This is a genomic window from Paenibacillus aceris (assembly GCF_017874035.1).
In the GTDB taxonomy this organism is placed as follows: Bacteria; Bacillota; Bacilli; order Paenibacillales; family NBRC-103111; genus Paenibacillus_E; species Paenibacillus_E aceris.
Window position 1 is genome coordinate 1 of the sequence record NZ_JAGGKV010000014.1, and the last position, 24573, is coordinate 24573.

Sequence of the window (24573 nt, forward strand, 5' to 3'; positions counted from 1 at the left end):
CTAGTTACTTCCGTACTATGAGAACGTCTGAATTCTCCACCACGACTACAACTTCGGCGAAACCTTATATGTAGCCATCCTGATTTTTTTTTTTTCCTCAGGGAAGTGGAGAATCTCACGGGGTCATCGCATCTTCCTTCTGAACATACCCAGCACCTTCACTTGATAAGCCATTGCCATTCGTCTGGTTCATTTGGATAGCAATTTTTTTTCCTAGGCTTCCCGTTATCTTCGCACAGTCGCCGACTTACCCTGCCGCTGCGTGCTTCACGCTTTCGCATTTGGGTCTGCTCATCCGCCTACGGATCTCTCGATTTTCCGCATCTCCTTCAGACAAGTACCTCGCGATATTGCCCTAGATTAAGCTTCTCAAGTCTTACCAGAAAGCTTGAGGAAGGACTTTCACCTTCGAGAAAATAACTTTCCAAACTCTCGACTCGTATTTACCAAGGTAACGTCATCGTCGTTTGTATTCGTTGCTCATAGCGTATATCCGCTAAAGTTGCGACTGCCCGTCGCACAAAAAAGACCCTCACAAAGTAAGGGTCACCTATCGTTGCTATTTCAGCTCTGTAAGTAGTCGATCTACCTCGCCTGCAGGCGTATTCAGCACTTCATAAACGTTAACGATAACATTATTTTGAATTTGATCCGTTGTTAAATTGCTAAAGGTTAACGTTTGTTTGCCATTAACTAAACGGTCCGTGCCAGTGAACGGGAATATTTTAGAACCCAAAATGGTTCCCGAACGATCAACCAGCTCAAATTTCAATTTGGAAAAGTTATTGTCAACCAACACCTTAGGATCACGAATGAGATCCAGATATAGTTGTAGTTTATAAGTGTAATTGAGAGCTATTGTTTGTCCTGGGACCGTGATTTGTGACAAGAGATAGTCTTTCAAATTAACCTTGTACGGATACAAAGAGATCTCATGCCTGTCCTCTTGTTCCTGTGCGGTTACTTGATAAGAGGCAATCGTTGATTTGAACGTCGGTTTCGTTTCTCCGCCCGTTTGTCCATTGATTTCATTTTGCACTTTCATCGTGAATGTATCGCTCGTCTCAGCAACGGGCAGAACAAATGCATAACTGACAACCGTTGATGTTCCAGGTGCGATAGACTTCTGAACATCATTTTGTCTGGAACCTGTGTAATCATAGCCTGACGGACTCGACAACATGGTTTGGAAAGCAGGGACAGGAATGTCACTTACACCCTTGTTCGTCAAAGTAAACTTAGCAAAAGCCACTTTGCTGCCTTGATCTTTGTTGTCCGCAACATGCAGCTCTACCAAGGCCACATCAAGATCCTGATTAATCACGTCATTCCATTTTTCAAAAGTAATCGGCGTGCCGTAAGTATAGCTGCCACTAGCACTTGCAGCGCCTGGCATCTCAATATTTAGTTTTCCAATCGTGAAAGCTGTAGTTTTTACGTTACCTGCTGCATCTGCTTGCGTAAAGCTTTCCGATGTCAGAACATTGATGCTGTCCAGCACGGTATCCATATCGGCGCGAATCGCAAAATGCACATATTTGCTCTGGCCTGCATCCAGCACGACAGGATCTGCTTCAACCAGCTTGCCTGTATACAGATTCGTTTTGGACTTACCATCCAATTCAATTGTTGGCAGTGTTTCGGATTGATCGTTCGGATTGGTAACCAAGAGCTTCACAACATAAACAACGCCTTCATTGCTGTTGCTTTTGGTGACATCTACTGTTTTATATTGCAATGGCGATGCCACAGTTGGAATGCTGAACGATTCTCCCCACTTTATGGACGCAGGGGCCTTTTTAAACTCTCCGCGATTTCCATTCCATACCAGCCCGTCGATCGGGGCCGAAAGCAACGTTTTTTCCTGTTTCGGATACACATCATAGTTAACATCAATCAGCGATAGATCGGTTAGAGCCACTTCCGTTTGACGGTTAATGACTTTCAAATAGGTCAATTCGACTTCCGACTCCGGCTGCACCCCGTGTGCATTGCTGCTGCTTGGGCGTAAAGTATACACGATACCATCCGTTGTTTTGACTTTAAGCTCATAGTCTGGAATTCGAAGGGTTTGATTGCTTGTGTTCGTTACTTTGATGACAGAGCCAAGACGTACTCCGTTTGCTGTTTTCTCACTAGTGACACCTTCAATCGTAACTTGAAGGCTGTCGCTTATTTGGTAGACTGGAGCTGCGATCGTTTGAACCGCAGCTGCATCTGTTCCATCGGCTAGCGCCGGGAGTCCCGACATCAGCAAAGAAGATGACAGAACGAGCGTCATAGCTACTTGTTTGAATTGAATTCTCATCGTTTAGTTCCTCCTAAGAGTTTTGCTTTAGCAAAACTTTCTTCGTAAGCATAAGCCGAGTTTTGCTTTAGCAAAACTATCTTCATTTACATTTCAATCATCACATGGTGCTGAGCATCAGAATCCGTAGATTGCTGCTCGACTGCCTGGCTTTTCTTTTTCTTCCGCATAAAAAAGACCATGATGATCGCAATGAAAGCTGGAATCGCAGATACCATCAATGTGTCTGCAATCGCTCTTGTCAAAGCCTCTTTTTGTACGAGTCCGAAAAGAACGCCGATAACACCACCGGAAGCTGAGCTTGCGTCCGTCCCTAGTTCTAAGTAACGATGAACGACATTTGTCTGAAAATCAGCATACGCAGGTGTATTCGTAGAAATGGATTCATTGAATCTTACTCCGAACTGCGTTGATTTGTTATTCATAATACTGGTCAGCAAGGCGATACCAAGCGATGCCATGACGTTACGAACAACGTTAGACACGGAGGAGGCTCTGCCAATCAAATGGTTAGGCAAAGTATTCATCCCGGCTGAAGATAACGGCATCATACACAAACCAATCCCAATCCCTCGGATAACGAGCAAGCCGCTTATCCAATGAGTAGACGTTTGCTGAGAAAGCACATGCATTTCTAAGGTCGTAAAGCCAATAATAGCCAAACCTACGATACTTAGCGGTACGACCCCGTATTTGGAAACAAGCTTCCCTGCAACAGGCATCATGAATGCCATCGCTATCGATTGCGGCATCATAACCAGCCCTGTTTGCATTGGCGTCAATCCCGTTACATTTTGCAGAAAAATCGGCATCATGTAAATCCCGCCCTGCATGGAAATCATAACGAAGCTTGAAGCTGCCAAACTTAACGTAAACACTGAGTTTTTGAATAATCGAAAATCCATAATTGGATTCTCTTTGCCAAGCTCTATCCAAATTAATAGGATAAAACTTGAGATAGAAATGAAGAACAAACTCACGATATAGAATGAAGTCCACCCGTCCGCCTGGCCGTCCGTTAATGCCAAGAGCAGCGTGCTGAAAACAATCATACATAAGATACTGCCGACATAATCGAACTTCAGTCCTGCACGTCTCGGTGTCTCTTTTAAAATAATCAAACCAAGACCTACGGCAATGATACCAATTGGAACGTTAATGTAAAATAAATACCGCCAGCTAAAATTATCAATTAAATATCCGCTTAAGGTAGGCCCCATGGCAGGCGCAGCCATCGCCGCAATCCCCCAGATTCCCATGGCAACTTGAATTTTACTGCGAGGCATGATCTGGTAAAGCATGGCCATACCGACTGGCATAATAAAGCCGCCGCCAAGCCCTTGAATAATTCGGAAAATAGTAAGACTCGTGTCGCTCCAAGCAATCCCACACAAAATTGAGCCAACGATAAAAGCGCTCACCGTTGTCAGAAACGTTGTTTTGTAACCGAATCGGTCAGCTAGAAAGCCACCCATAGGAACAACAACAGCAGATGCGAGCATATAGCCCGTAACAACCCATTCAATTTCCGTAGATGTAGAACCGAATACAGCCATAAGTTTTGGTATCGCGACGTTCATTAAACTATTGTCCAAAATAGCTAAAAAGGTGCCTAGAATGAGTACTAACAGCGCTAACCACTGATAGACGGTGATTTTCTCCTCTTGCTGCTCAACTGCCGGAGTAGCTGTATCTGCCGTTGTTGTTGACATTGTAGCAGCCTCCTTTACTCGGCATGAACCTTGGCTCCGTCTGTCAGCTTGTCACCTGGGTTCAAGACGATTTTATCACCCGGTTTCAGAGCCGAGTCTCCTTTGAGGTATACCCAGTCTTGGTTCTTATCTTCGGTCTGCAGCACGACAGATTGTACGGCGTCACCGCTGAGTTTGAAAGCGACGGATTTGCCGTCTTTTTGGATAAGAGCGACTTTAGGCACTTCAATACGACTTTCATTACTGCTGTCTCCGAAAGCAACACTAGCTACAGCACCTGCATGTAAAGTTCCATCTGGATTGTTTACCGTCAGCTTAACTGGAAATGTATTATTATTCGTGTCGGAAACCGGGCTTACAAAGGAGATCGTTCCTTCGAACGTTTTACCAGGAATACTAGGGACAATAACGGTTCCTTTAGCTCCTTGCTTGATCGAATTAATCATTCCTTCAGGCACGCTAACTTCAACTTTCACTTTATCCATGTTTACAACGGTCAATAAAGCGGCACCCGCTTGCGCCATTTCCCCTGCGTTTACGTTCTTTTTAACAATGACACCATCGATAGGGGACACGACTCCGGCATTTTTAATAGCGATCTGAACGAGATTCAAAGCAGCTTGCTTTGCTGTTACATCGGCTTTTAATTGTTCTAAAGTATTTGCCGTTGCACCTTCTCTAACCAAGCCTAGCTTCGCCTCTGCGGCAGACAATTGCGCATTCGCTGCCTGTTGTTGCGAAATAGCGGAATCATTAGCCGACTTGGCTTTTTCGTAATCGAGCGTTACTTTATCCAATTCGTCCGAACTAACATCGCCTTGATCATAAAAATTCTTTGCATGATTGTAGTTTTTGGTCACAAGATCAAAAGCCGCCTGTGCTTGCGACACCCCTGCTTTAGCTTGATTAACAGCCGCTTTGGCTTGCTCAACCGCTGACGTTGCCGCCTGCACATCCTGCGAACGGGCACCAGCTTCCGTATCCGCCAATTTGGCCTGCGAAGCCGTCAGACCCGCTTGTGCTTGATCCAACTGCTGCAGTAAATCTTCGGTGTCGAGCTGCACAAGCAGATCGCCCTTTTTCACTTTGGCGCCTTCTTCTACGGAAACAGAGGCAATTTTACCGCCTATTTTGGACACGACTTGAACGGTTTGATCCGTTGCTAATTTACCGCTCGCTCCGACTGCATTCGAACTGTTGATTGTAATCACCTTGACCGAAGGCACGGTTGATTGTGCAGCGCTAGTCGGCGAGGAAGTACAGCCGCTCGCAAGTATCATTGAACCGGCCAGAACACTTAAAGTTAAGACTACATTAAGATGTTTTTTCATGGGCAATCCTTACTCCCCTTTGATATGGATTTTGATCGAAGCATTCATTCCCGGTGCTAGATCCAATCCCTTATGATCGTCTATAGAAACTTTTACACTCATCCGTTGTGTTACTTTGGTAAAATTCCCGCTTGAACTTGTTGTCGGAAGCAAGGAGAAAGTAGATGCTGTCGCTTGACCAATCTCCATTATTTTCCCTTGAAACTCTGTTTTGCCATATGTATCGACATCAAATGTTACCAGCTGCCCCACATGGACTTTTTTGATCTTCGTCTCATCGATGTCGGCGGATACGTATAGGGCGTTCTTATCCACAATCATGGCTACGGACTGCCCGGGAGCCACCACTTCGCCAACCTTAGCAGAAGTTTGAATCACTGTTCCACTAATTGGAGAGCGTAATGACGCTTGATCTAATAAACTATTCGATAAGTTCGTAATATCCTGCTGTCCGACGATTTGATCCGCCACAACCGTATCGCCCATCTTAATGCCCAGCGTATTGATTTTGCCGGAAATACGAGGCATGACGCGATAAATATCTCCAGAGATACGGGCATTGTCTGTCGCAACGTAGTTAGCGCCCTGATACCAGTAATAACCGCCGATATAGGCTCCGCTAATCACAATAACAGCCAGAATAATAATTAAAATTAATTTACGTTTCATTCCGTTCCCTCCAGCTTTTTCTCCAAATGTTTAATAAGTGTTCCCACCACTTCTTTGCAAGTCTCTATTTGCTCAGGTGTAAAGGCGTTTTCTAAACCTGCATAAAACTCACTATTCATGGTCTCAATCTTCGCTTTCTTCATCTGCTGGCAAATATCTGTCGTACCAATCCAGACCACCCTGCGATCTTGCTCATCTCTCTTGCGTTCCACCATTCCATCACGTTCCAGCCTGTCTACAATACCTGACACTGTGCTATTACTGAGCTGCACAGACTGGGCAAGATCCCCAAGCTTTCTAGGTTGCTTCTGAAATAATTCCCGTAAAATAAACAATTGAGGTCCCGTAAGCTCTTCTCGCTGAAGTTCTCGATACAATAAAGAAGCCCGTAATTTATGCAGCCTCGTAAATTCAGCCACAAGATCTCTAACCTCTTCCAAAATGCGCCCCCCTTATACAAACCTATATCATTCGCATACGAAATATTGCGACATCACACATCATACCATGCTTTTATGAAACTGGATATATGTAGAATTGTGATTTGGAATATCAAGGAAAAGGGGAAAATCCTATATTTTTCGGCTCCTGAGCGAGCAATAAAACAGGAGATTTGAAGTATTCCCATCTTCAGCTTGAAAATAAAAAAAGATCACCATCAAGTGATCTTTTAATAAACGGTATGTATTCGTAAATCTTCGGCTACGGTACGAGACGGCCTTTTGTGCTCGCTCAGTGAGTTCGGGGAGCGTGGAATGCGGTTCCACGATATTTAAGCTTGTTTCACAACGCTAATGAGGAGAGTTTGCGCGTGCTGCATCACAGTAAAGCTACTGCCCGCGCTGCTGTGAATCCCGCTCCTTTTCATAGAGAGCAAACAACGCCAATTTGGCGTAAAAATCCTCCAAAATAAACCTTGAGTCCACACTACGATACACACGGATTTTGCGGTTGCCCGGCTTAGGGATATAAAGCATATCGGCATCGACATTCGGCGCCTCGATCATTTCATAATCGAACCTTTGCTCTTCCAGCAGCAGAGAAACGGCCGGTGAATCGCCGAGCACCCAGGTTTCCCCTTTTGGCCACTCCGGACGATGTCCGTTTTGCATATTGTGATTGACAAGGTAGTCATACAAATAGCTGCCGATGCGGCCATGAGGACGAACCTTTACCGCCAGCTCGGCAATGCCAACGCGAACCATTTCGTACACATTCTTAGGAACCTGCCACAACGGAATAGGTGAGTTGAAAACGACATTAACCGCATCGATATCATTGGATAAGTTAAATTCCTCATGCCCCTCAGGATACGTACCTCCCCCGATCCAAACAGCAATAAGGCGATCCGCGATTCTCGGCTCCTGCAAATAAGCGGAAGCCAAATCGGTTAACGGTCCTTGAAACGTGACAAATAAAGGTCTCGGATCATCCTTCATCGCTTCATTGATAATCAGCTCGCTGCCTTCGGAAGGCACTGGTGTGCGGACATCCGGGATTTTGTGAGGAGCCCCCCGATAGACGTCATACTGATCTCTCATTCCCATTAGCTGAAGCACATGCTCAACTTCCTCATAAGATTCTTCCATTGCTGTATCGCTTCTTGTACCGAAATGGGCACCGATAATCCCCTTAATTTGTAAGCGTTGTGACAAAATCGCATGCACGATCGCGTATTGATCATCCGCTTCGCATTTGGCGTCGGTATTAATAATGACGCGAACCTGCTTTTGCTCTGGAACCTCATAGGGCATAAAATGGTGCGGCATAAACTCCCTCTCCTCCTCGCATCTATCTTTCAGACATACGATAACACGGAAGTTACAGCCTTTTTCCACCCCAAACAATAGGCTTCACGCACTTCCGGTTTCATTTTGGACTGATACGTTAATGAACCTTTTTGCTTTGAACATACCGCTTCGAGTGAAGGCCAGAAGCCGATCCCAACACCACCCAAATAAGCGGAGCCCAATGCGGACAATTCCGCAACTTCCGGCTTCACGACAGATTTACCCAGCAAGTCGGCCTGAAATTGCATCAGGCTCCCATTGTCAGAAGCACCGCCATCTGCCCGCAATTCTTGAAGCGCGACACCGGTTTCATCTTCCATCAGCTTCACAGCATCGTATACTTGATAAGCGATACTTTCAATAGCGGCCCGGATGATATGCGCCTTGGTCGTCCCACGGTTCATCCCCGTAATGGAAGCTCTGGCATAAGAATCCCAGTAAGGCGCGCCAAGCCCAACGAACGCGGGCACCAAATAAACACCTTCACTATCCGGCGTATGTTCGAGCATCCGCTCCATTTCCTCAAATGTGCGGAACAAACCCAAATTATCGCGAACCCAAGTCAAGCTGTCGCCAGAGGTGCGAATGACGGCTTCTACGGCGTATGTCAATTTGCCCCCTCGGCCCCAAGCGATGGCGCTCACTAGCCCATTGCCAGAGGGAATCGGCTTCTCCCCAACATTCATCAACACCGAAGTACCGGTGCCGTAAGTGGCTTTGGCCATGCCCGCCTCGAAGCACTGATTTCCGAATAAAGCACCCTGCGAGTCGCCGATCACTCCTGTTATAGGAACGTGGCAATCACCAAATAACGCCACATCTCCCGTGTAGCCAAAAATCTCATCCGAGGATTTAACCTCGGGCAGCAATTCAACGGGCACGCCAAAGAGGCGGCATAATTCCTCATCCCACTGAAGAGTGTGGATGTTAAAAAGCGAGGTGCGGCTGGCATTCGTGTAATCCGTCGCATGCGCCTTGCCGCCGGTCAGCTTCCACAGCAGCCAGCTGTCGATTGTGCCGGCAAGAAGCCTGCCTTCCGCAAGCTTCTCGCCGATATCCTCCGCATGCTGCAACATCCAGCCCCATTTGGCGGCCGAGAAGTACGGATCAAGCATCAGCCCAGTCTTGTCGCGTACCGTCTCCTCATGACCGGCCTCTTTATAAATGGCACACTGGTCAGCCGTTCGCTGACATTGCCATACGATTGCGGCATGCACAGGAAGCCCTGTCGTTTGATCCCACAGCACCGCGGTCTCCCGTTGATTCGTCATCGTTAATGCGGCTAGCGATTCCGGCCCGATCCCGGCAGTGGCTAAAGCTTCATGCGCGGATCGAATGACATTTCCGTAAATTTCCATAGGATCATGTTCGACCCAACCAGGACGCGGATAGTATTGACGATGCGAGATAGCGCTTCGGGCAATAATCTGTCCTGAGCGGTCGATAACCAGTGCTTTCGTAGCTGAAGTGCTTTGATCAATCGAAAGCAGATAGGATTTCTCCATCGTCATTACTCCTGTCTGCCAAGCATGTCAAGCGCCACACGCTTAAGATTGCTGCTGCTAATTCCATAATGCTTAAAAACCTCAGCGGTTTTACCGGCAATGGCCGGCTCATCCGGGATACCGATTATACGCATAGGTACTGGGCAATTTTGAACGACAACTTCCGATACAGCTGCGCCTAGTCCGCCATGAACACTATGCTCTTCCACAGTAATCAAGTGGCCTGTTTCTTGCGCAGCCTCAATAATGGCTGCTTCATCCAAGGGCTTAATCGTATGCATATTGATAACGCGACAAGATATGCCCGCTTCCTTCAGGGCCTCATGAGCATCCAGTGCCACGCGAACGGTTTCACCTGCTGCGATGATCGTCACATCACTGCCTTCGCGCATCCTAACTGCTTTACCTATAATGAATTCATAATTATCTGACTCATACACATCTTCTACCGCGTTACGGCCAATCCGAACATAGACGCCGCCATCGTGGTTAACTAGCGCTTCCGTCATCCGCTTCGTTTCATGACGGTCAGCCGGCATCATTACAGCGATACCCGGTATTGCCCGCATAACGGCTACATCCTGGACGGAGTGATGCGACATGCCAAGCGCGCCGTAGCTAACGCCTCCGCTGATGCCGACGAGCTTGACGTTCGTGGCAGAGTAAGCCACATCTACTTTAATTTGCTCAATGCTGCGCATGCTAAGGAAGCAAGCCGGAGAAGTAACGAACGGCTTTTTACCGCTGTGGGCAAGCCCTGCGGAAATGCCGACGATATTTTGCTCCGCGATCCCCACCTCGACGAATTGTTCCGGAAACGCTTTGGCGAATGGCCCCATAGCCGCCGAACCTCTTGAATCGCTGGCAAGCACCATGATGGAACGGTCATGCTGTGCTTGTTCCAGCAGCGTCTCGCATATGACCTGACGATTTGGAATCATGTTCATTTTAACGCACCTGCCCTTTCTGCTCGTAGTTCTCGAATGCGGCCGCCAACTCTGCCAGAGCTTTCTCCAATTCGGCTTGGTTAGGCACGTGATGATGCCAATGTGGAACATTTTCTGCAAATGAAACGCCTTTGCCCTTAACCGTATTCGCCATCACGAGCGTCGGTTTGCCTCGGTGAGCGGGTACCGCTTCGAACGTTTCCACCAAAGCTTGCATATCGTTGCCGTCGATCGAAACAACATGCCAGCCAAAAGCTGTCCACTTGTCCTCAAGTGGATCCAAACCCATCACGTCTTCCGTAGTACCGCTGATTTGCAACCGATTGCGATCGATAATCCCGATTAAATTATCTAGTTTATAGTGAGCTCCCGCCATCGCGGCTTCCCATACGGAGCCTTCCGCCTGCTCACCGTCTCCCATGAGACAGTAAGTTCGATAGGCTGCGCTATCCTTCTTCGCGGCAAGCGCCATTCCGACTGCAACAGCCAATCCATGCCCCAGCGCGCCTGTGTTCATCTCGATGCCGGGCACTTTATTGTTTGGATGTCCGATGAGTTTCGTGCCGAACCTGCTAAATGTCGCCAGCTCCTCTTTTGGGAAAAAGCCGCGGTCGGCGAGAATCGACCAAAGCGACTCTACCGAATGACCTTTGCTCAAAACGAACCGGTCCCGATCTGCAGCCTTGGGTCTCGCAGGATCAATATTCATAATGCGATAATATAGTGCCGTTAAAATATCGGTGTTGCTGAGTGAACCGCCGGTATGGCCGGTTTGTGCCTGAGCAATCATTTGCAATAAATCCATCCTGATTTGCGTTGCTTTCGCTTGAAGCGCCCTGATTTCCATATGTCCTCCTTATTTACAGACCTTTGCCTCGCAGCCAAGCCTGAATTTCGCTTTCCGTCGGATCAACGGGGTCCGGTGTTAGCCCTGGAATATACGAACATGCTTCATATAAAGCTGGGATGACATTGGCATGAATACCTACGGAATGATGCACATAAGGTCCCTTCACAAGCTTCTCTTCCCATAACGGCCAATCGTTCACTTCAACCCATACATAAGACCCACGTGTATACGGTCCTTGAATGCCCTGTGCTTTACCCAGAAATAGTTGGTAATCGCCATGATCGCCGTCAAAACGTGCCAAGGTCATGCCGCCGCCCTTAATCTCACCTTCATGCGTTCCCGGCGCATGATCATCGAACAAGAAATGCTTGCGCAGCTTCGGTTTATTCTCGACGGAAAGAGAAACTGGAAAATTCCCGCAGTGGAACAGCAATTCACCGTTGGCATTCTCCGGATGGCGGACGGTTAAATCCGCAAAAAACGTCGGCGCTTCATTCATCGCAGCTGCCTGAACCATTACAGAAGTGATCGCGCCGTGGATGTCCGTTTCGCATGTTACCGGGATCTGTTCGTCAGTCAAAATGGCGTTTGCCAAGCAAGGCATAATTCCCATGGCTTCCTGCAAAGATGACCAGCACTGAATGGCTATCGCCGTACTGCCTGTTTGCTGCGCGTACTGCTTCATTGCCACTTTCAGCGACGCGATACGCCTTACATCCGCTTCCGTCACTTCAGACCAATCCAGCTTCTCTTTGATATAATCCATCGCTTGTGCCAATTCTGAGGATTGGCCGTTTTCGATACGCTTGGATGCGCGCTGAATGTCAACGAGCGTGATCGGATGCAGCTCGATGCCGAACCGCTCCAGCAGCTCGCCTTCATTGCACATCATCGTCCAGAAAGACGCCGGTCTAGGGCCGATTTGCAAAATGCGCAGCGAACGGAACTGACGAACAACATTGGCAGCGGAAATGAAATTCGAGAAGCCTCTTTCAAAAACAGGATCATTCACACGCGTATTCGTCACATAGGAGAATGGAACATTGAAGCGCCGAAGCACCTTGCCTGTCGCAAAAAGTCCGCATTGTGTGTCCCGAAGCCGCATGCCATCCTCGAGTGGAGCCTCATCGCGCGGCCCCCAGAGCAGTACCGGCTTGCCCAGCGCTTTACCTACCCGTGCAACCGTATCCTCCGTGCCAAAGTTACAGTGCGGGAAGAAGACCGCATCGACTTCCTCTTGTTTAAAACGATTGATAATGAGATCGGCGTTAATGTTATCGTCATATAACAGCCCTTCCGAATTGATCCCTTCAAGATCGACAATATCGATGTCCAATCCGAAACTTTGGATTTTTTCCCTAATCAGCACTTTGTACTTGAACGCATCTTCTGCGCTAAAAACGAATCTGCGGGTGGGCGCATAACCCAGCTTTAATTTTTTCATAGATGTGCCTCCTGAAAAGTTTAGCTAAACAACTAAACAAAAGAGTTGATTTTAAACTCAACTTTTTCCATGTTCACTCGAGTTTGTTTAGTTATTTTTATGAATAAACCTATGCTAACATGACAATTTTAGGACGTCAATGCAGTTTTTAAATAAGTTTAGTTTATATTTATATAAAATGTTTAGTTAAATCAAGTTCTATTATTGCGTTTTTTATTCATTAAGGATAAACTAAACTCACTCAACTAATTTAGTGAATGGGGATTGTTTGATTTGAAAATGGAAGATATTGCAAAACTGGCCGGTGTATCCAAATCTGCCGTATCGCTTGCTCTAAACGGTAAGACCGGGATTAGCTCCGAAACCAGGGACCGTGTACTTGAAATCGCCAGGGAAAGCGGATATTCCCCGAAGCCTCGGGCGACTTCAGCCGAAAGCTCCGTGAGATCGCTCTCTTTTCTGGTTTTTACTAACTCGGGCATCGTGCTTGAGGCATATTATCAGCAGCCCTTTTTTAGAGAGCTGATTCATTATATTGAGGATCGCTGCCGCTCTAAAGGCTATTCCTTGCTGTTTTCATCGGTAGATATGGAGCATTTTGAACGCGAAATTCGAACGCTCGCGGAGGATCACCAAAGCGACGGCATTATTTTGCTTGGCAATAACCTTAGTCCTGAAGAAATATTGGACATTTCCAATCGGCTGGGGCCTCACCTTGTTGTCCTCGACAACTGTTTCGATAAACTGCCTGTTCATTTTGTCAGCATCAATAATTTTATGGGAGCTTATCAAGCTGGAACTCATCTATGCGGCATCGGTCACAAGGAAATTGGCTATATTGCATCGAACGTTCGTATTCAAAACTTCGAGGAGCGTAAAGTGGGTTTTTATGAAGCGTTGCAAGAGCAGGGGCTGGAGATTCATCCTGATCACATTTTTGCTGTTGCACCAACGATGCTGTCGTCCCAGGAAGATCTTAAGGGCCAGCTGAAAGCCTATATGGAGACGGGCCGCCAGCTGCCGACAGCGATCTTTTGCGAATGTGACTACATCGCTATCAGCGCAATGAAAACATTAACCGAGCTTGGCATCCGGGTGCCTGAACAAGTGTCTGTCATTGGCTTTGACAATATCTCGGAGTCCCGCATCATTTCGCCGGAGCTTACTACCATCCACGTGGAGAAAAAGCGGATGGCTCAATTGGCCGTCGACTTGTTGATCGAATCCATCGAGCACGGCGTAGAGGCCACCTCCAAAATCAGGGTGGACACCCGTTTTATCGAGCGGCACTCCTCTCACCCTCCGCGTACTGGCGCTAACTGATGCAGTTGAGGGCTGCATGGGCTTGGGCGTAATTGTGGCTGTCGCGAAAGTAGATAGTTTCACTACGGCAAAGTTGCGGATCGTAGTTCCATTGATTTCAGGAAACAAGAATTTCACGGAAATAGCGGATCATTGTTCCCATTGACTGCTGGAGTCACGGATTTCATGGAAAATAGCGGAACGCCGTTCCCACTGACTTCCAGAAGCATCGATTTCATGAAATATAAGGGATCATACTTTGCTCAGGAGCAGTCCCTTTGATATTGAGGGAACTGCAGGGCGCTATTTGAGCGGGATGGGCCATTCTTGCGGCTTAGGGGGAACTACAAGACCTTATTTAAACCATTGAGCTTACTTTTAAGCTCATATTGGCAAATTAGCGGATCATCGTTCCCACTGACTGCAGGAATCACGGATTTCATGGAAAATAGCGGAACGTCGTTCCCTTTGATTTCCAGAAGTATCGATTTCATGCAATAGAGCGATCATCGTTCCCTTTGACTCCTAGAAGCATCGATTTCATACAGTAGGAGCGATCCTAGAGTAGTCCACATTGAGCCCCCACCCGCAGCCTCCCCCTTCTCCAAATGGCAATAGGCTTGTACCATCAAAAAAGCTGCTCCTTCTCGGCTTTCAGGCCGATAAGTGCAGCTTTTTTTGATTGATGAACCCTATAAATCGTCGCTAAATTCGGGAGATTCCTCTCAATTATTCATTATTTAATTATCAATACCGGACATTGCACATGCTTGACAACACTGTGACTTACGCTGCCAAGGAGGATTTCAGACATGAGACCTGCCCCGCGGCTGCCCATGACGATCAAATCGTGTCCATCCGCATCCGCTTTATGGCAAATCACGGTTGAAGGGTCTCCCGTCCATGTCGCACAATCGAATATAAGACCACTCGCCGATAATTTTGCCGACGCTGGCTCAATAATTTTGCGACCTTCCTCTTCCAGGATGTCACTAAGCGGAACACTTATTGGCGGTTCGTTTAGTGTCAGCAGCTGATTAACGTGAAGTGCGGTTACTCGCGCTTGCGGGGATATATGCTTGGCGAGCATAATCGCATGATCCAGCGCTTGATCGGATTGCACAGAACCGTCGATAGGAACAAGAATGTGGTTGTACATTAGTTTTTCCCTCCCTTGATTTCTCCTCCAATATAAACGTAAATTAACGCCGGTTGTCAGTCTCGTCCTAGACATAAGTACCCGAATCTATGCCCTTTCAAACCCCAAGTTTACATTTTCCTTGGACAAGTCACCATTTCCGGGAAGCTTATTCAAAGCCTCAAGCTGGAATGGGCTTTCTTTGCGCGCATACCTCAGGAAAGTTAAGGAAAAGATACTAACACAACATCCTAGAGCTTGGAGAAAATACCATATGTTCGCTCATTGGCTGAGTTCCAAAAAGCATTCCACGCTTCCAAAACAAAGCAACACTATCGTCGAACCGATGGCATCCATGCCTTTATTTACAACCATTCAAGAAAATACGAATTATGTCAGGCAATGTCTTGGAAACAGCACCGATATTGTGATTCGAGAATTTACTTATAACTCGATTACAGAGGACGTTGCTATTCTATACACCGACGGCCTTGTGGATGGCAACGTCATAAATGATTTCATCATGCGATCCATGATGACAGATTCCTTGGAGATTGATCCTGAGCAAAATCCATTTGACGTATTAGAATTACATACACTGACGATTGGCGAAATCCAGCAAGTCTCCGATATGAAAAAGTTGTTCCATCATCTACTATCGGGCGACTCCATCATTTTGATGAACGGCTATACCACCTGTCTTGCCGCAAGTACAAAGGGTTGGAAAGACCGCGGTGTGACGGAAACGAATGTAGAAACCGTCGTGCGCGGACCGCGGGAATCTTTCTCGGAATCGATTCGAACGAATACGGCTCTCATCCGGAGAAAAATTAAAGATCCGAATTTGTGGGTGGAAACATTTCAGGTCGGCAAGGTGACCCAAACTGATGTAGTCCTGATGTACGTGCACGGTATCGCCCAGGAATCGCTCATTATCGAGGCTCGCAACCGTTTGAGTCAGATTCAGATAGACGGTATTTTCGAAAGCAGCAATGTGGAGGAACTCATTCAGGATGAAGTCATTACGCCTTTTCCAACTGTGTATAACTCAGAGCGCCCGGACGTCGTCGCACTTGAACTGATTCAAGGCAAAGTTGCCATTCTTGTTGACGGCACCCCTTTCGTGCTCATTGCCCCCGCTCTGTTTGAGACGTTCCTGAAAGCTTCCGAGGACTACTATCATCGCGTGGATATCAGCACTTTAGTCCGAATACTTCGTTATGCCGGGTTTCTCATTGCACTGCTAGCGCCATCTTTCTATGTAGCCATCACAACCTTTCATCAAGAGATGCTGCCGACTCAACTGCTCATTTCCCTTGCAGCCCAAAGGGAAGGCATTCCCTTTCCTGCGTTCATCGAAGCCTTATTAATGGAGATTACGTTCGAAGTGCTGCGGGAAGCCGCACTGCGCATGCCGCGGAGCATCGGTTCCGCACTTTCGTTCGTCGGAACATTGGTGATCGGACAAGCAGCGGTCGAAGCCGGCATTGTATCCGCCGCGATGGTTATCGTGGTTTCCATTACAGCGATTTCCAGTTTTGTCTTCCCGTCCTATGACTTATCAAACGCCATTCGCATTCTGCGGTTTCCGCTGATGGCCTTAGCGGCTTCCTTTGGATTTTTCGGGATTCTGGCGGGTTTGCTTGGGTTAATCTTGCATCTGAACAGCTTGCAATCGTTTGGCGTACCTTACCTAAGCCCTTTTGCCCCGTTAGAATTGAACAAGCAAAAGGACGCCTTATTTCGGATGCCCTTTCAATCCTTATTTTCAAGAGTCCGTACCGTTCATACGAATAATGTGATCAAGAAAGCGGGTAGAAAGCCCTTCAAACCTTAAAGGGAGGAACGAGGCCCATTTGATATCCTGGATGCGACTAACAGCTTGCTTACTATCTATCGTCTTATTATTAAGCGGCTGTTGGAGCCGCAGAGAGTTGAACGATATTGCCATCGCCGAAGGTGTGGGCATTGATATGTCGGATGGTCAGTTTGAGTTAACCGTTCAGATTGTGAATCCGGGAAGTGTTACAAAAGCCAAAGGGGATCATGAAATTCCCGTTATCGTCTATTCTTCCAAAGGCGTGACCTTGAATGAAGCTGTCAGAAGATTGACGTCGTCCATCTCAAGAAACATCTATTTCGCACACATTCGTATCCTTGTCTTATCGGAGGACCTAGCCACCAAAGGGATTGTCAAGGCGATGGACTATCTTATGAGAGGGAGCGAATTCCGGACAGATTTCGATGTTGTCATTGCAAGGAATAGCTCAGCCAAGGACTTATTAAGCGTCATGACGCCGCTTGAGAAAGTCCCGGCGAACTATATTTTCAATTCCCTTGAAGCAGCCAAAAAAGAGTGGACCTCTGCGGTTACGATTAAACTCGATCAATTATCGAGCGGGATCGTGACCCCTGGGAAAAGCTCCGTCATATCAGGCATTCAAATCATCGGAGATCATACTTCAGGCACGAACAACAACAATATCAATTACACGACGCCTCGTGTGCGGCTGCAATATTCGGGAAATGCGATCATTAAAAAAGATAAGCTCGTTGGTTGGCTTAATGAAAAGGAGTCCCGTGCTTATTCGGTTATCACCAATCAATCCAAGCGCTCCTCCATCCATCTTGTCTGTCCGGAAGGCGGGAACATTGGGATCGATATCGCCCGTGTTAAAAGTAAAATATACGCTGTCGTAAAAAACGATAATCCCGAGATCTTCATTGAAACTCGAACGGAAGGGAACGTCTCCGATGTAGAGTGTAAAATTAACCTTTTCAAAACAGAAACGATCGCGTATCTGGATAAACAATACGTTGAATTTTTGAAAAGCAATATGGAAAGCACGATTAAAAAGACGCAACAGCTAGGAGCAGATATTTATGGATTTGGCGAGGCTGTTCACCGTGCCGATCCGAAATATTGGAACAAAGTCAAGGATCATTGGGAACAAATTTTTAAACAAGTGGATCCCCACCTGAATGTCATTGCCAAAGTGAGAGGTGCAGGAACTATGGGGGACTCGGTTGTAAATGACATGAAGGAGTAGCCATTATGTTAGTTGGCATTAGTATACTTGCACTTTCCATTCTTATCGCGTGGTATGAAGTTCCTCGCTTATGGAAACAAGGATGTAAAAAGGAGGTCTGGCTGTACATCTCACTCATGCTGCTTGGCAACACGCTTGCTACGCTCAAAGGTATGGGGAAAGCACTCCCAAATCCGGCCGATTGGATTACACTGCTCATGGCCCCTTTAACCAAACTCTTATTGCAAATCGGGTTAATTAACAAGTAAAGTTAGGCTCGGCATTGGAGGCGGGGCATGAATAACGAAAGCACATTAACGGCTCGGCAGCTCATGATACTTATTTTTTTGTTTTCGGTGGGAACAACCATCCTTGTCGTCCCTTCCATTTTGGCAGCAGAAGCAAAACAGGATGCCTGGATTGCCGGAATGGCGGCTGTAGGCAGCGGTTTGCTATTTATTTGGATGTATGTCAAGTTGGCCAACATGTTCCCAGCTATGACGCTTTTTGACATGAATGAGCTTTTACTGGGGAAATGGCTTGGCAAAGCGGTGAACTTCTTCTACATCTATATGATGTTCGTGCTCAGCGCGCAGGTCCTATTCTATATTGGCACCTTCATGACTACACAGATTATGCCAACGACACCGATCCAATCCATTCATATTCTCATGATGACGTTCGTCGTCATTGGCGCTAAGCTAGGCGTGGTCATTTTGGGGAGAACCGCAGAAATCTTTTTCCCATGGATTATTTTGCTGTTTTTCCTTTTGGTGATCTTTGTGGCGCCTCAGTCCAGTATGAAAAATCTTCTTCCGATGGGTGAAGCAAGCATTCTGTCCATTGCCCGTCCGGCTTTGTTCATGGTCGTGTATTCCTATTTTCCGATCGCTTTTACCGTCTGCCTAATCTCAAGAGAGGCCAAATTTCCTGCAAGATTCAACAAGTCTTTCTTCTATGGGGGCATAATGAGCGGGATCATGATGATCGTAATCACTTTTTTGGGCATTCTTGTGATGGGCGCCGACCCATCGTCACGATATGTTTATGCAACCTATGCGCTCGCCAAAAAAATAAGTGTCGGGAACTTCCTTCAACGGATCGAGGTTACGGTCGCTTTCTTGTGGTTTATTTCCATTTATTTCAAGCTTTCGCTTTATTTTCACGTAACGCTCAAAGCCATTGCCTCTCTTTTTCAATTTCAAAATTACAGATCGCTGGCAACGCCAACAGGTTTCATTGTGACCGTACTTTCGTTAATGGTCTACCCGAATGTGGCCTACATCCATGAATGGGATAAATTTGCATGGGTGTCGCTGGGAATATGCTTCGGATGCCTGCATCCTGCTCTACTGATCTGCATTGGCTATATTCGTAGAAAAAAAGTCAAAAACGGCTAAACAAGGACGTGCTTGCATGGTCAAAGAGTCCATTTCCCCGCGGCAACTCATGATTATCGTCATCCTCAATTCCATTGGAACAGCTATTCTGGTCATTCCGGCGTCGGTAGCAGCAGATGCCAAGCAGGATGCATGGATGCCGCTTTTGCTGAGTATTGGTATGGGCATTATTCTCACAATCCTCTATATGTCCGTGGCCAAGAATTTCCCGGCTTCTTCTTTATTCGACATCAATGACCTCGTGTTCGGCAAGTGGTTGGGCAGGCTCATCACCATGATCATTTCCCTTTTAACGCTTATCTTTGGTGCACAGGACGTTTTTTACGTGGGGAATTTCATGGTCACTCAAATCATGCCGTCAACGCCTGTCCAATCCATAAATATCTTATTTATGGTCATCGTTATGATGGGAGCCAAACTGGGAACGGTCGTTTTTCTAAGAACGGCTGAAATCTTCTTTCCCTGGCTCATACTTTTGTTTATTTTGTTCATGACGATGAATATTCCAAATATGGAATTAAACAATTTCCTTCCGATTGGGGAAGCAGCTCCGCTTACTATTCTTAGGCCTGCAATCCGAATCACCTGCTTTACCTTTATCACCTTATTTATTACGATTACCCCCATTCTTCATCAAGTATCGAATATACAAAGAGCTAAGAAAGGTTATCTCGTAGGTGTTGTTATTAGCGGCATAACCTTGCTTCTGCTCGTCGTATCCAGTGTTCTGGTCTTAGGGGCTGATACGACAGCCATGCAAGCTTTCCCCAGCTACGCCTTGGCACAAAGAATAAGCATCGGAAATTTTTTGCAGCGAATTGAAGTGGTCGTAGCCTTCCTTTGGCTTGTATCCATTTACTTCAAAACTTCAATGTACTTTCATACTACGCTTAAAGGTTTAGCCCATGCACTCCAGCTGCGTGACTACAAAACAATATGTAATCCTATTGGGCTGATAGTTATCGTCCTATCCCTTGTTGTTTACCCGAATGAAGCCTTTGAACAGAAATGGGATAACCACACTTATATTCCTCTTGCCCTCATCTTAGGCATTATTTATCCACTTGCCATTTTGTTGATCGGCTGGATGCGGAAGGGACTGTCAAATAAAAAAAGCCGGCACGCATAATCCGCATACCGGCTTCTCCCTATCTCCTCAACTCGGCGACAAGGTTAGGAGGAACTTCCCCCTGCACGCCCTTCACCAAATTATTCGCTGCAAGCATCGCCATATCGAAACGCGTTTGGTGCGTAGCCGATCCGATATGAGGCAGAGTGACAACGTTAGGCATTTTCAATAACTTGTTGTCCGGATCTACTGGCTCTTGCTCGAAAACATCAAGACCTGCGCCGCGGATGCTTCCTTTTTCCAATGCTTCAATAAGTGCTTCTTCATCAACTGTTTGCCCGCGTGACGTATTAATAAAGATGGCCGTTTTCTTCATAAGAGCTAGTTCTTCACGGCCGATTAATCGGTTTGTTTCTGGCGTCAACGGCGTCATTAACACGACAAAATCAGATTCTTGCAGCAGCTCCTGCAAGGAGCGGTAAACTACGCCAAGCTTCTGCTCGGCATCCTCTTTTCTGCTGCGGTTGTAGTACATAACATCCATGCTGAAGCCGAATTTCGCCCGTCTTGCAATCGCTTCCCCAATGCGTCCCATACCAATAATCCCGAGCTTAGCATGATGGACATCTACGCCGAAATTGCGCTCATCGCTGCCCTTTTTCCAGTTGCCGGCCTTCACGTAAGCGTCAAGCTCCGGAATTCTTCTGGCTGCAGCCAGGATGAGTCCGAAAGCCGTGTCAGCCACCGTTTCGTCCAATACGCCCGGGGTATGAGTCCCCATCACGTCCCTAGCCTTCATAGCCGCAGTATCGAAATTATTGTAACCAACCGAGACATTGCTAACAATTTTGAGCTTCGGTGCATGATCCAACAGTTCCTGATCAATGCTTCCGCCAGAAATTAAAAGTCCATCCGCGTCGGACAACTCCTCTAAAAGCTGATGACGAGGAATTTCCTCCTCCCTGTCCCACTTCCGATAATCGCAGTACTGTGCGATGTAAGCTTCCACTTCGCTTGGAACTTGCTTTGCAAGAAATACTTTTGGCCTCATCCTCAAAACTCCCTTCCAGACTATGAATGCATCGTACCATAAATTGCAAGATTCATATAAGTTCTTTTTTCTTTTTTAAAATGCGGTAGAGCAGATAACTGCATACTGCGCATATCGCTGCGCACAAGCCGATGAATCCATATCCGGTCTGCAAACCGCGAATCAGTCCGATCTGGGTGTCTGCTCCATAAAGCTCTTTAACCAATTCAATGACACCTCCAATGAGATAATTGCCGACGACACTGCCTACTCCCATTAACGTAACCGTAAACGTTATCGCAGTATCACTGCCGTTAGGATATCTTTTTGCAATAAACGCCATAACCGTCGGATAAATCATCGCTATGCCAATTCCCGCTACCGCGAACAAAAAAGCAATGGGTTCTCCTCCCGCAATCGCGGCAAACGTGCAAACGGCAGAAAATCCCGAGAAAATAATCAGCGACAAAGTGAATCCGATTTTATCCGTAACCGCTCCCAATAGAAGCCTTGCAAGTGCAAAACAGAGAAAAAAAGCAGACAACATCCCGGAAGCCTTAACCGTTTCCCATGCGTAAGCTTTCTCCAGAAAATTAACTAACCAACCGCCAACCGCCAACTCCGATACCACGCCGAATGAAAGGATCAGTACCATATACCATAAGACGGGGTCTCGCATGAGCATTTTCAGAGGCACCCGGTCCCCATGCGGGAGCTTGTCGACAGGGAAGGAACTGCGCAAGGCAAATAGGATCGGAAAAATGGACAATGAAAGCATGACTACATACATACCACGCCAATCGAGCGTATGACCGAACATGCTTACCGTCATAAGCCCTGTTGCAATCAAGGGGGCTACAGTAGAACTGAGTCCATAGAAGCCATGAGTCAAGTTCATCATCGTCCCCGTATTTTTCACAAAAATTCTCGCACCTAAAATGGCTAACGCAATCTCAAGCATCCCATTGCCGATGTACATGAGAAAATAAGACGAGGAAAATAGCGGATAACTGCCGGAGAAATAAATAAAGATCCCTGAAATGATCATAGCTCCAAAAGCAGTTATACTTACGATTTTAATCCCCCATAATCGAGTTAAAAAGGCTGTGAATGAACAAGCGATTAAATAACCAAGCGCATTGAGCGACAACAGTGTGCCAAGCTGCGATTCATTTAACATGAAATCAAATTGAATTCTTGGAATTGCGGGGCCTTTGATATTCTCTGAAAAACCAAAAACGATGAAGCCTAGAAAAATCGTTGCCAATTGCATGGCATAGATCCTTTTAGGATTTTCCAAACGCTTCTCCACGCTGCAATCCCTCCAGATCTAATTTATCACATCTTCCTATCATCCTATTTGCTCGATAATCATCTGCCAGTTGCCTCGACTTTTACTAAATTCGTTCTCTGACTATCATAAACCGATATCGCACTCTTCCCGCTCCTTTTCACCGCATACATGGCTTCGTCCGCCTTTTGCAGCAAAGCTGTAAGATCCGATGCCTGGTTGGCATGCTGACTCACTCCAGCACTAAAAGAAACAGGAATTATCTTATCCTTATATCGAAAAGGTGTAACGGTGAGCGGGAACAAACGCTCATGCGCCTCCTGATACACTTGTTTTTCGTCGGCGTGAAACGGCATTAACAGAACAAATTCATCCCCGCCGATTCTGCCTACGATATCACCTGGACGGGCATGAAGCTCCAACAAAGCGGCAATATGCTTTAAATAGTCATCTCCGATCAAATGCCCATGCGTATCATTCACTGGCTTGAAATGATCTAAATCAACTAAGATAAGGGCGAATTGTTCGTCATTCGCTATTTTACGGTTAGCATGCTCATGCACGGCGGCCCTGTTAAAGAGACCGGTAAGGGGATCATGGTATGCCAAATGCCGATAATTACTTTCGGATTCTATCAACCGGCGTTCCGTCTCTTTAAGTGAGGTGATATCGGTCAAATGAAGGATTATCAGCCCTTCTTCCGCCCCATCAATATGTTCCATACTGACGATCATGTCTAGCTGTTCTTGATCTTGAATCTTCCACTTCATTTCCCATTTCGTCATGTTCGTCTGCTTCATCGAAAGCTCGGACCAACGCTCTATTAAACTCGTATCTTGATCAAAAAATAGATTTTCAACGATTTGCAGCCCATCCGCTCCTTTCGCTGGATAGCCAAATAAACTTTCCGCGCGAGGATTCATCTCTCTGACACTCCCCTGCATATCCAAAAGTAAAATGGCAGTCGGAGCGGATTTAAATAAGGTGTGAAACAGATCGCGGTAACTGGGCAGGAAGTCGTATTTACTAATTAGCCCTCGAAGCGACACAACCCACAAAAGGGTTCCGGAGAAATAAAGCGCTATCGAGGTTGAACTCGTTATAACTGCCATAGATAGCAGGAACGTCACGAAAAGAATCCAAATCAATAGCGTAAATAAACTGGCTAAAAGCCTCACTAGCATTCTTTTCCGTTTCAAATGTTGCGTAGTAATCCAAGCGAATAGCAATATACCTACAGAAAGAAGAAGATAACTTCCGACAAAAAAAATCGCTAAGACTAGCATAAGCGGGCTTAACGGACTAGGTCCATCCTCCCTCGGCTGATATAAATGCTGTGGTCCGTAGCGCATCAGCATGAGCATTAATGAAGTTAGTGGCGTCAGATATACCCAAAAGACAACCTGTTTTATTTTCGAACTCGCAATGCCAGCAACAAGCATACATAAATGAACTAGGATACTGATGGCTAAAAGCAGCATCGGGGCGTTCCAATACAGCACAATATGCCTTTCAAACTGCGGAAACAGAGCCGTTTTGATATACTCCCCTAGAAAATAAAAGAGTAAGGCCAGCATGAGAAATGAGGCAACACGGTTCAGCAAGCTTTTCTTATTTCGTGCATACACAGTAATCGCCATATAAAAAAACATATAGGACGGCAATAATATCGTTAAAAAATCAAGCGAGATCTCGTTCATCTTGGGATTCCTTTTGGTGAATATTTACACTAGAATTCTCCGATTAATGTTATTCCAA

The 24573-nt window shown here is 46.4% G+C and carries 20 protein-coding genes; 6 read left to right on the top strand and 14 right to left on the bottom strand.

The window, feature by feature from the left end; all coding sequences use genetic code 11:
• Positions 1-559 precede the first annotated feature (559 nt).
• From J2Z65_RS22595 to J2Z65_RS22640, 10 genes are all read right to left on the bottom strand, one after another.
• Entirely contained in the window at positions 560-2308 is a 1749-nt protein-coding gene (locus J2Z65_RS22595) for a hypothetical protein (protein WP_167052583.1), read from the bottom strand.
• Between the two features lie 86 nt (positions 2309-2394).
• A complete protein-coding gene (locus tag J2Z65_RS22600; protein WP_167052581.1) occupies positions 2395-4020 on the bottom strand; it encodes a DHA2 family efflux MFS transporter permease subunit in 1626 nt (541 codons plus the stop codon).
• Positions 4021-4034: 14 nt separating this feature from the next.
• On the bottom strand, positions 4035-5351 hold the full coding sequence (locus J2Z65_RS22605; protein ID WP_167052579.1) for an efflux RND transporter periplasmic adaptor subunit: 1317 nt from the start codon (positions 5349-5351) through the stop codon (positions 4035-4037).
• A gap of 9 nt (positions 5352-5360) precedes the next feature.
• Positions 5361-6020 (bottom strand): HlyD family secretion protein, encoded by a 660-nt coding sequence (locus tag J2Z65_RS22610; RefSeq protein WP_167052577.1) that lies wholly within the window; start codon positions 6018-6020, stop codon positions 5361-5363.
• Positions 6017-6460 (bottom strand): MarR family winged helix-turn-helix transcriptional regulator, encoded by a 444-nt coding sequence (locus J2Z65_RS22615; protein ID WP_193580754.1) that lies wholly within the window; start codon positions 6458-6460, stop codon positions 6017-6019. The genes J2Z65_RS22610 and J2Z65_RS22615 overlap by 4 nt, the downstream gene beginning before the upstream one ends.
• Before the next feature lie 390 nt (positions 6461-6850).
• Positions 6851-7789, bottom strand: coding sequence for a nucleoside hydrolase (locus J2Z65_RS22620; RefSeq protein ID WP_240159469.1), 939 nt, complete (start codon positions 7787-7789; stop codon positions 6851-6853).
• A gap of 29 nt (positions 7790-7818) precedes the next feature.
• Entirely contained in the window at positions 7819-9315 is a 1497-nt protein-coding gene (gene glpK, locus J2Z65_RS22625) for a glycerol kinase GlpK (protein WP_167052575.1), read from the bottom strand.
• Between the two features lie 5 nt (positions 9316-9320).
• Positions 9321-10262: a transketolase family protein gene (locus tag J2Z65_RS22630; RefSeq protein ID WP_167052573.1), complete on the bottom strand. Its 942-nt coding sequence runs from the start codon at positions 10260-10262 to the stop codon at positions 9321-9323.
• Between the two features lies 1 nt (position 10263).
• Complete coding sequence (locus J2Z65_RS22635; protein WP_167052571.1) at positions 10264-11109, bottom strand: transketolase; 846 nt, start codon at positions 11107-11109, stop codon at positions 10264-10266.
• A 13-nt stretch (positions 11110-11122) separates the two neighbouring features.
• The gene (locus J2Z65_RS22640; RefSeq protein ID WP_167052569.1) at positions 11123-12556 is read right to left on the bottom strand and encodes an L-fucose/L-arabinose isomerase family protein; all 1434 of its coding nucleotides are present in this window, start codon (positions 12554-12556) and stop codon (positions 11123-11125) included.
• 273 nt (positions 12557-12829) lie between these two features.
• Here J2Z65_RS22640 and J2Z65_RS22645 point away from each other — a divergent pair, with 273 nt between their 5' ends.
• On the top strand, positions 12830-13879 hold the full coding sequence (locus J2Z65_RS22645; RefSeq protein WP_193580753.1) for a LacI family DNA-binding transcriptional regulator: 1050 nt from the start codon (positions 12830-12832) through the stop codon (positions 13877-13879).
• 715 nt (positions 13880-14594) lie between these two features.
• Here J2Z65_RS22645 and J2Z65_RS22650 read toward each other — a convergent pair.
• Positions 14595-15017: a universal stress protein gene (locus tag J2Z65_RS22650; protein WP_167052568.1), complete on the bottom strand. Its 423-nt coding sequence runs from the start codon at positions 15015-15017 to the stop codon at positions 14595-14597.
• 253 nt (positions 15018-15270) lie between these two features.
• Here J2Z65_RS22650 and J2Z65_RS22655 point away from each other — a divergent pair, with 253 nt between their 5' ends.
• The 5 genes from J2Z65_RS22655 to J2Z65_RS22675 are packed head-to-tail and all read left to right on the top strand — an operon-like array spanning position 15271 to position 20554.
• Complete coding sequence (locus J2Z65_RS22655) at positions 15271-16833, top strand: spore germination protein (protein ID WP_167052567.1); 1563 nt, start codon at positions 15271-15273, stop codon at positions 16831-16833.
• Positions 16834-16852: 19 nt separating this feature from the next.
• Positions 16853-18046, top strand: coding sequence for a Ger(x)C family spore germination protein (locus J2Z65_RS22660; RefSeq protein ID WP_167052566.1), 1194 nt, complete (start codon positions 16853-16855; stop codon positions 18044-18046).
• Positions 18047-18051: 5 nt separating this feature from the next.
• Positions 18052-18294, top strand: coding sequence for a hypothetical protein (locus tag J2Z65_RS22665; RefSeq protein WP_167052565.1), 243 nt, complete (start codon positions 18052-18054; stop codon positions 18292-18294).
• Between the two features lie 27 nt (positions 18295-18321).
• On the top strand, positions 18322-19425 hold the full coding sequence (locus J2Z65_RS22670; RefSeq protein ID WP_167052564.1) for a GerAB/ArcD/ProY family transporter: 1104 nt from the start codon (positions 18322-18324) through the stop codon (positions 19423-19425).
• A 16-nt stretch (positions 19426-19441) separates the two neighbouring features.
• Positions 19442-20554 (top strand): GerAB/ArcD/ProY family transporter, encoded by a 1113-nt coding sequence (locus J2Z65_RS22675; RefSeq protein WP_167052563.1) that lies wholly within the window; start codon positions 19442-19444, stop codon positions 20552-20554.
• A 19-nt stretch (positions 20555-20573) separates the two neighbouring features.
• Here the strand turns inward: J2Z65_RS22675 and J2Z65_RS22680 are convergent, their stop codons facing one another.
• From J2Z65_RS22680 to J2Z65_RS22690, 3 genes are all read right to left on the bottom strand, one after another.
• On the bottom strand, positions 20574-21545 hold the full coding sequence (locus J2Z65_RS22680) for a 2-hydroxyacid dehydrogenase (protein WP_167052562.1): 972 nt from the start codon (positions 21543-21545) through the stop codon (positions 20574-20576).
• 52 nt (positions 21546-21597) lie between these two features.
• A complete protein-coding gene (locus tag J2Z65_RS22685; RefSeq protein ID WP_167052608.1) occupies positions 21598-22797 on the bottom strand; it encodes an MFS transporter in 1200 nt (399 codons plus the stop codon).
• A 98-nt stretch (positions 22798-22895) separates the two neighbouring features.
• Positions 22896-24515 (bottom strand): histidine kinase N-terminal 7TM domain-containing diguanylate cyclase, encoded by a 1620-nt coding sequence (locus J2Z65_RS22690; RefSeq protein WP_167052561.1) that lies wholly within the window; start codon positions 24513-24515, stop codon positions 22896-22898.
• Positions 24516-24573: the final 58 nt, after the last annotated feature.

Excerpts from the sequence above, each read along its gene's own strand:
- J2Z65_RS22665 (WP_167052565.1), top strand. The coding sequence starts at position 18,052 with ATGTTAGTTGGCATTAGTATACTTGCACTTTCCATTCTTATCGCGTGG.
- J2Z65_RS22680 (WP_167052562.1), bottom strand. The coding sequence starts at position 21,545 with ATGAGGCCAAAAGTATTTCTTGCAAAGCAAGTTCCAAGCGAAGTGGAA.
- J2Z65_RS22605 (WP_167052579.1), bottom strand. The coding sequence starts at position 5,351 with ATGAAAAAACATCTTAATGTAGTCTTAACTTTAAGTGTTCTGGCCGGT.
- J2Z65_RS22595 (WP_167052583.1), bottom strand. The coding sequence starts at position 2,308 with ATGAGAATTCAATTCAAACAAGTAGCTATGACGCTCGTTCTGTCATCT.
- J2Z65_RS22650 (WP_167052568.1), bottom strand. The coding sequence starts at position 15,017 with ATGTACAACCACATTCTTGTTCCTATCGACGGTTCTGTGCAATCCGAT.
- J2Z65_RS22640 (WP_167052569.1), bottom strand. The coding sequence starts at position 12,556 with ATGAAAAAATTAAAGCTGGGTTATGCGCCCACCCGCAGATTCGTTTTT.
- J2Z65_RS22685 (WP_167052608.1), bottom strand. The coding sequence starts at position 22,797 with ATGCAATTGGCAACGATTTTTCTAGGCTTCATCGTTTTTGGTTTTTCA.
- J2Z65_RS22675 (WP_167052563.1), top strand. The coding sequence starts at position 19,442 with ATGGTCAAAGAGTCCATTTCCCCGCGGCAACTCATGATTATCGTCATC.
- J2Z65_RS22620 (WP_240159469.1), bottom strand. The coding sequence starts at position 7,789 with ATGCCGCACCATTTTATGCCCTATGAGGTTCCAGAGCAAAAGCAGGTT.
- J2Z65_RS22600 (WP_167052581.1), bottom strand. The coding sequence starts at position 4,020 with ATGTCAACAACAACGGCAGATACAGCTACTCCGGCAGTTGAGCAGCAA.
- J2Z65_RS22630 (WP_167052573.1), bottom strand. The coding sequence starts at position 10,262 with ATGAACATGATTCCAAATCGTCAGGTCATATGCGAGACGCTGCTGGAA.
- J2Z65_RS22635 (WP_167052571.1), bottom strand. The coding sequence starts at position 11,109 with ATGGAAATCAGGGCGCTTCAAGCGAAAGCAACGCAAATCAGGATGGAT.
- J2Z65_RS22670 (WP_167052564.1), top strand. The coding sequence starts at position 18,322 with ATGAATAACGAAAGCACATTAACGGCTCGGCAGCTCATGATACTTATT.
- J2Z65_RS22690 (WP_167052561.1), bottom strand. The coding sequence starts at position 24,515 with ATGAACGAGATCTCGCTTGATTTTTTAACGATATTATTGCCGTCCTAT.
- J2Z65_RS22610 (WP_167052577.1), bottom strand. The coding sequence starts at position 6,020 with ATGAAACGTAAATTAATTTTAATTATTATTCTGGCTGTTATTGTGATT.
- glpK (WP_167052575.1), bottom strand. The coding sequence starts at position 9,315 with ATGGAGAAATCCTATCTGCTTTCGATTGATCAAAGCACTTCAGCTACG.
- J2Z65_RS22655 (WP_167052567.1), top strand. The coding sequence starts at position 15,271 with ATGTTCGCTCATTGGCTGAGTTCCAAAAAGCATTCCACGCTTCCAAAA.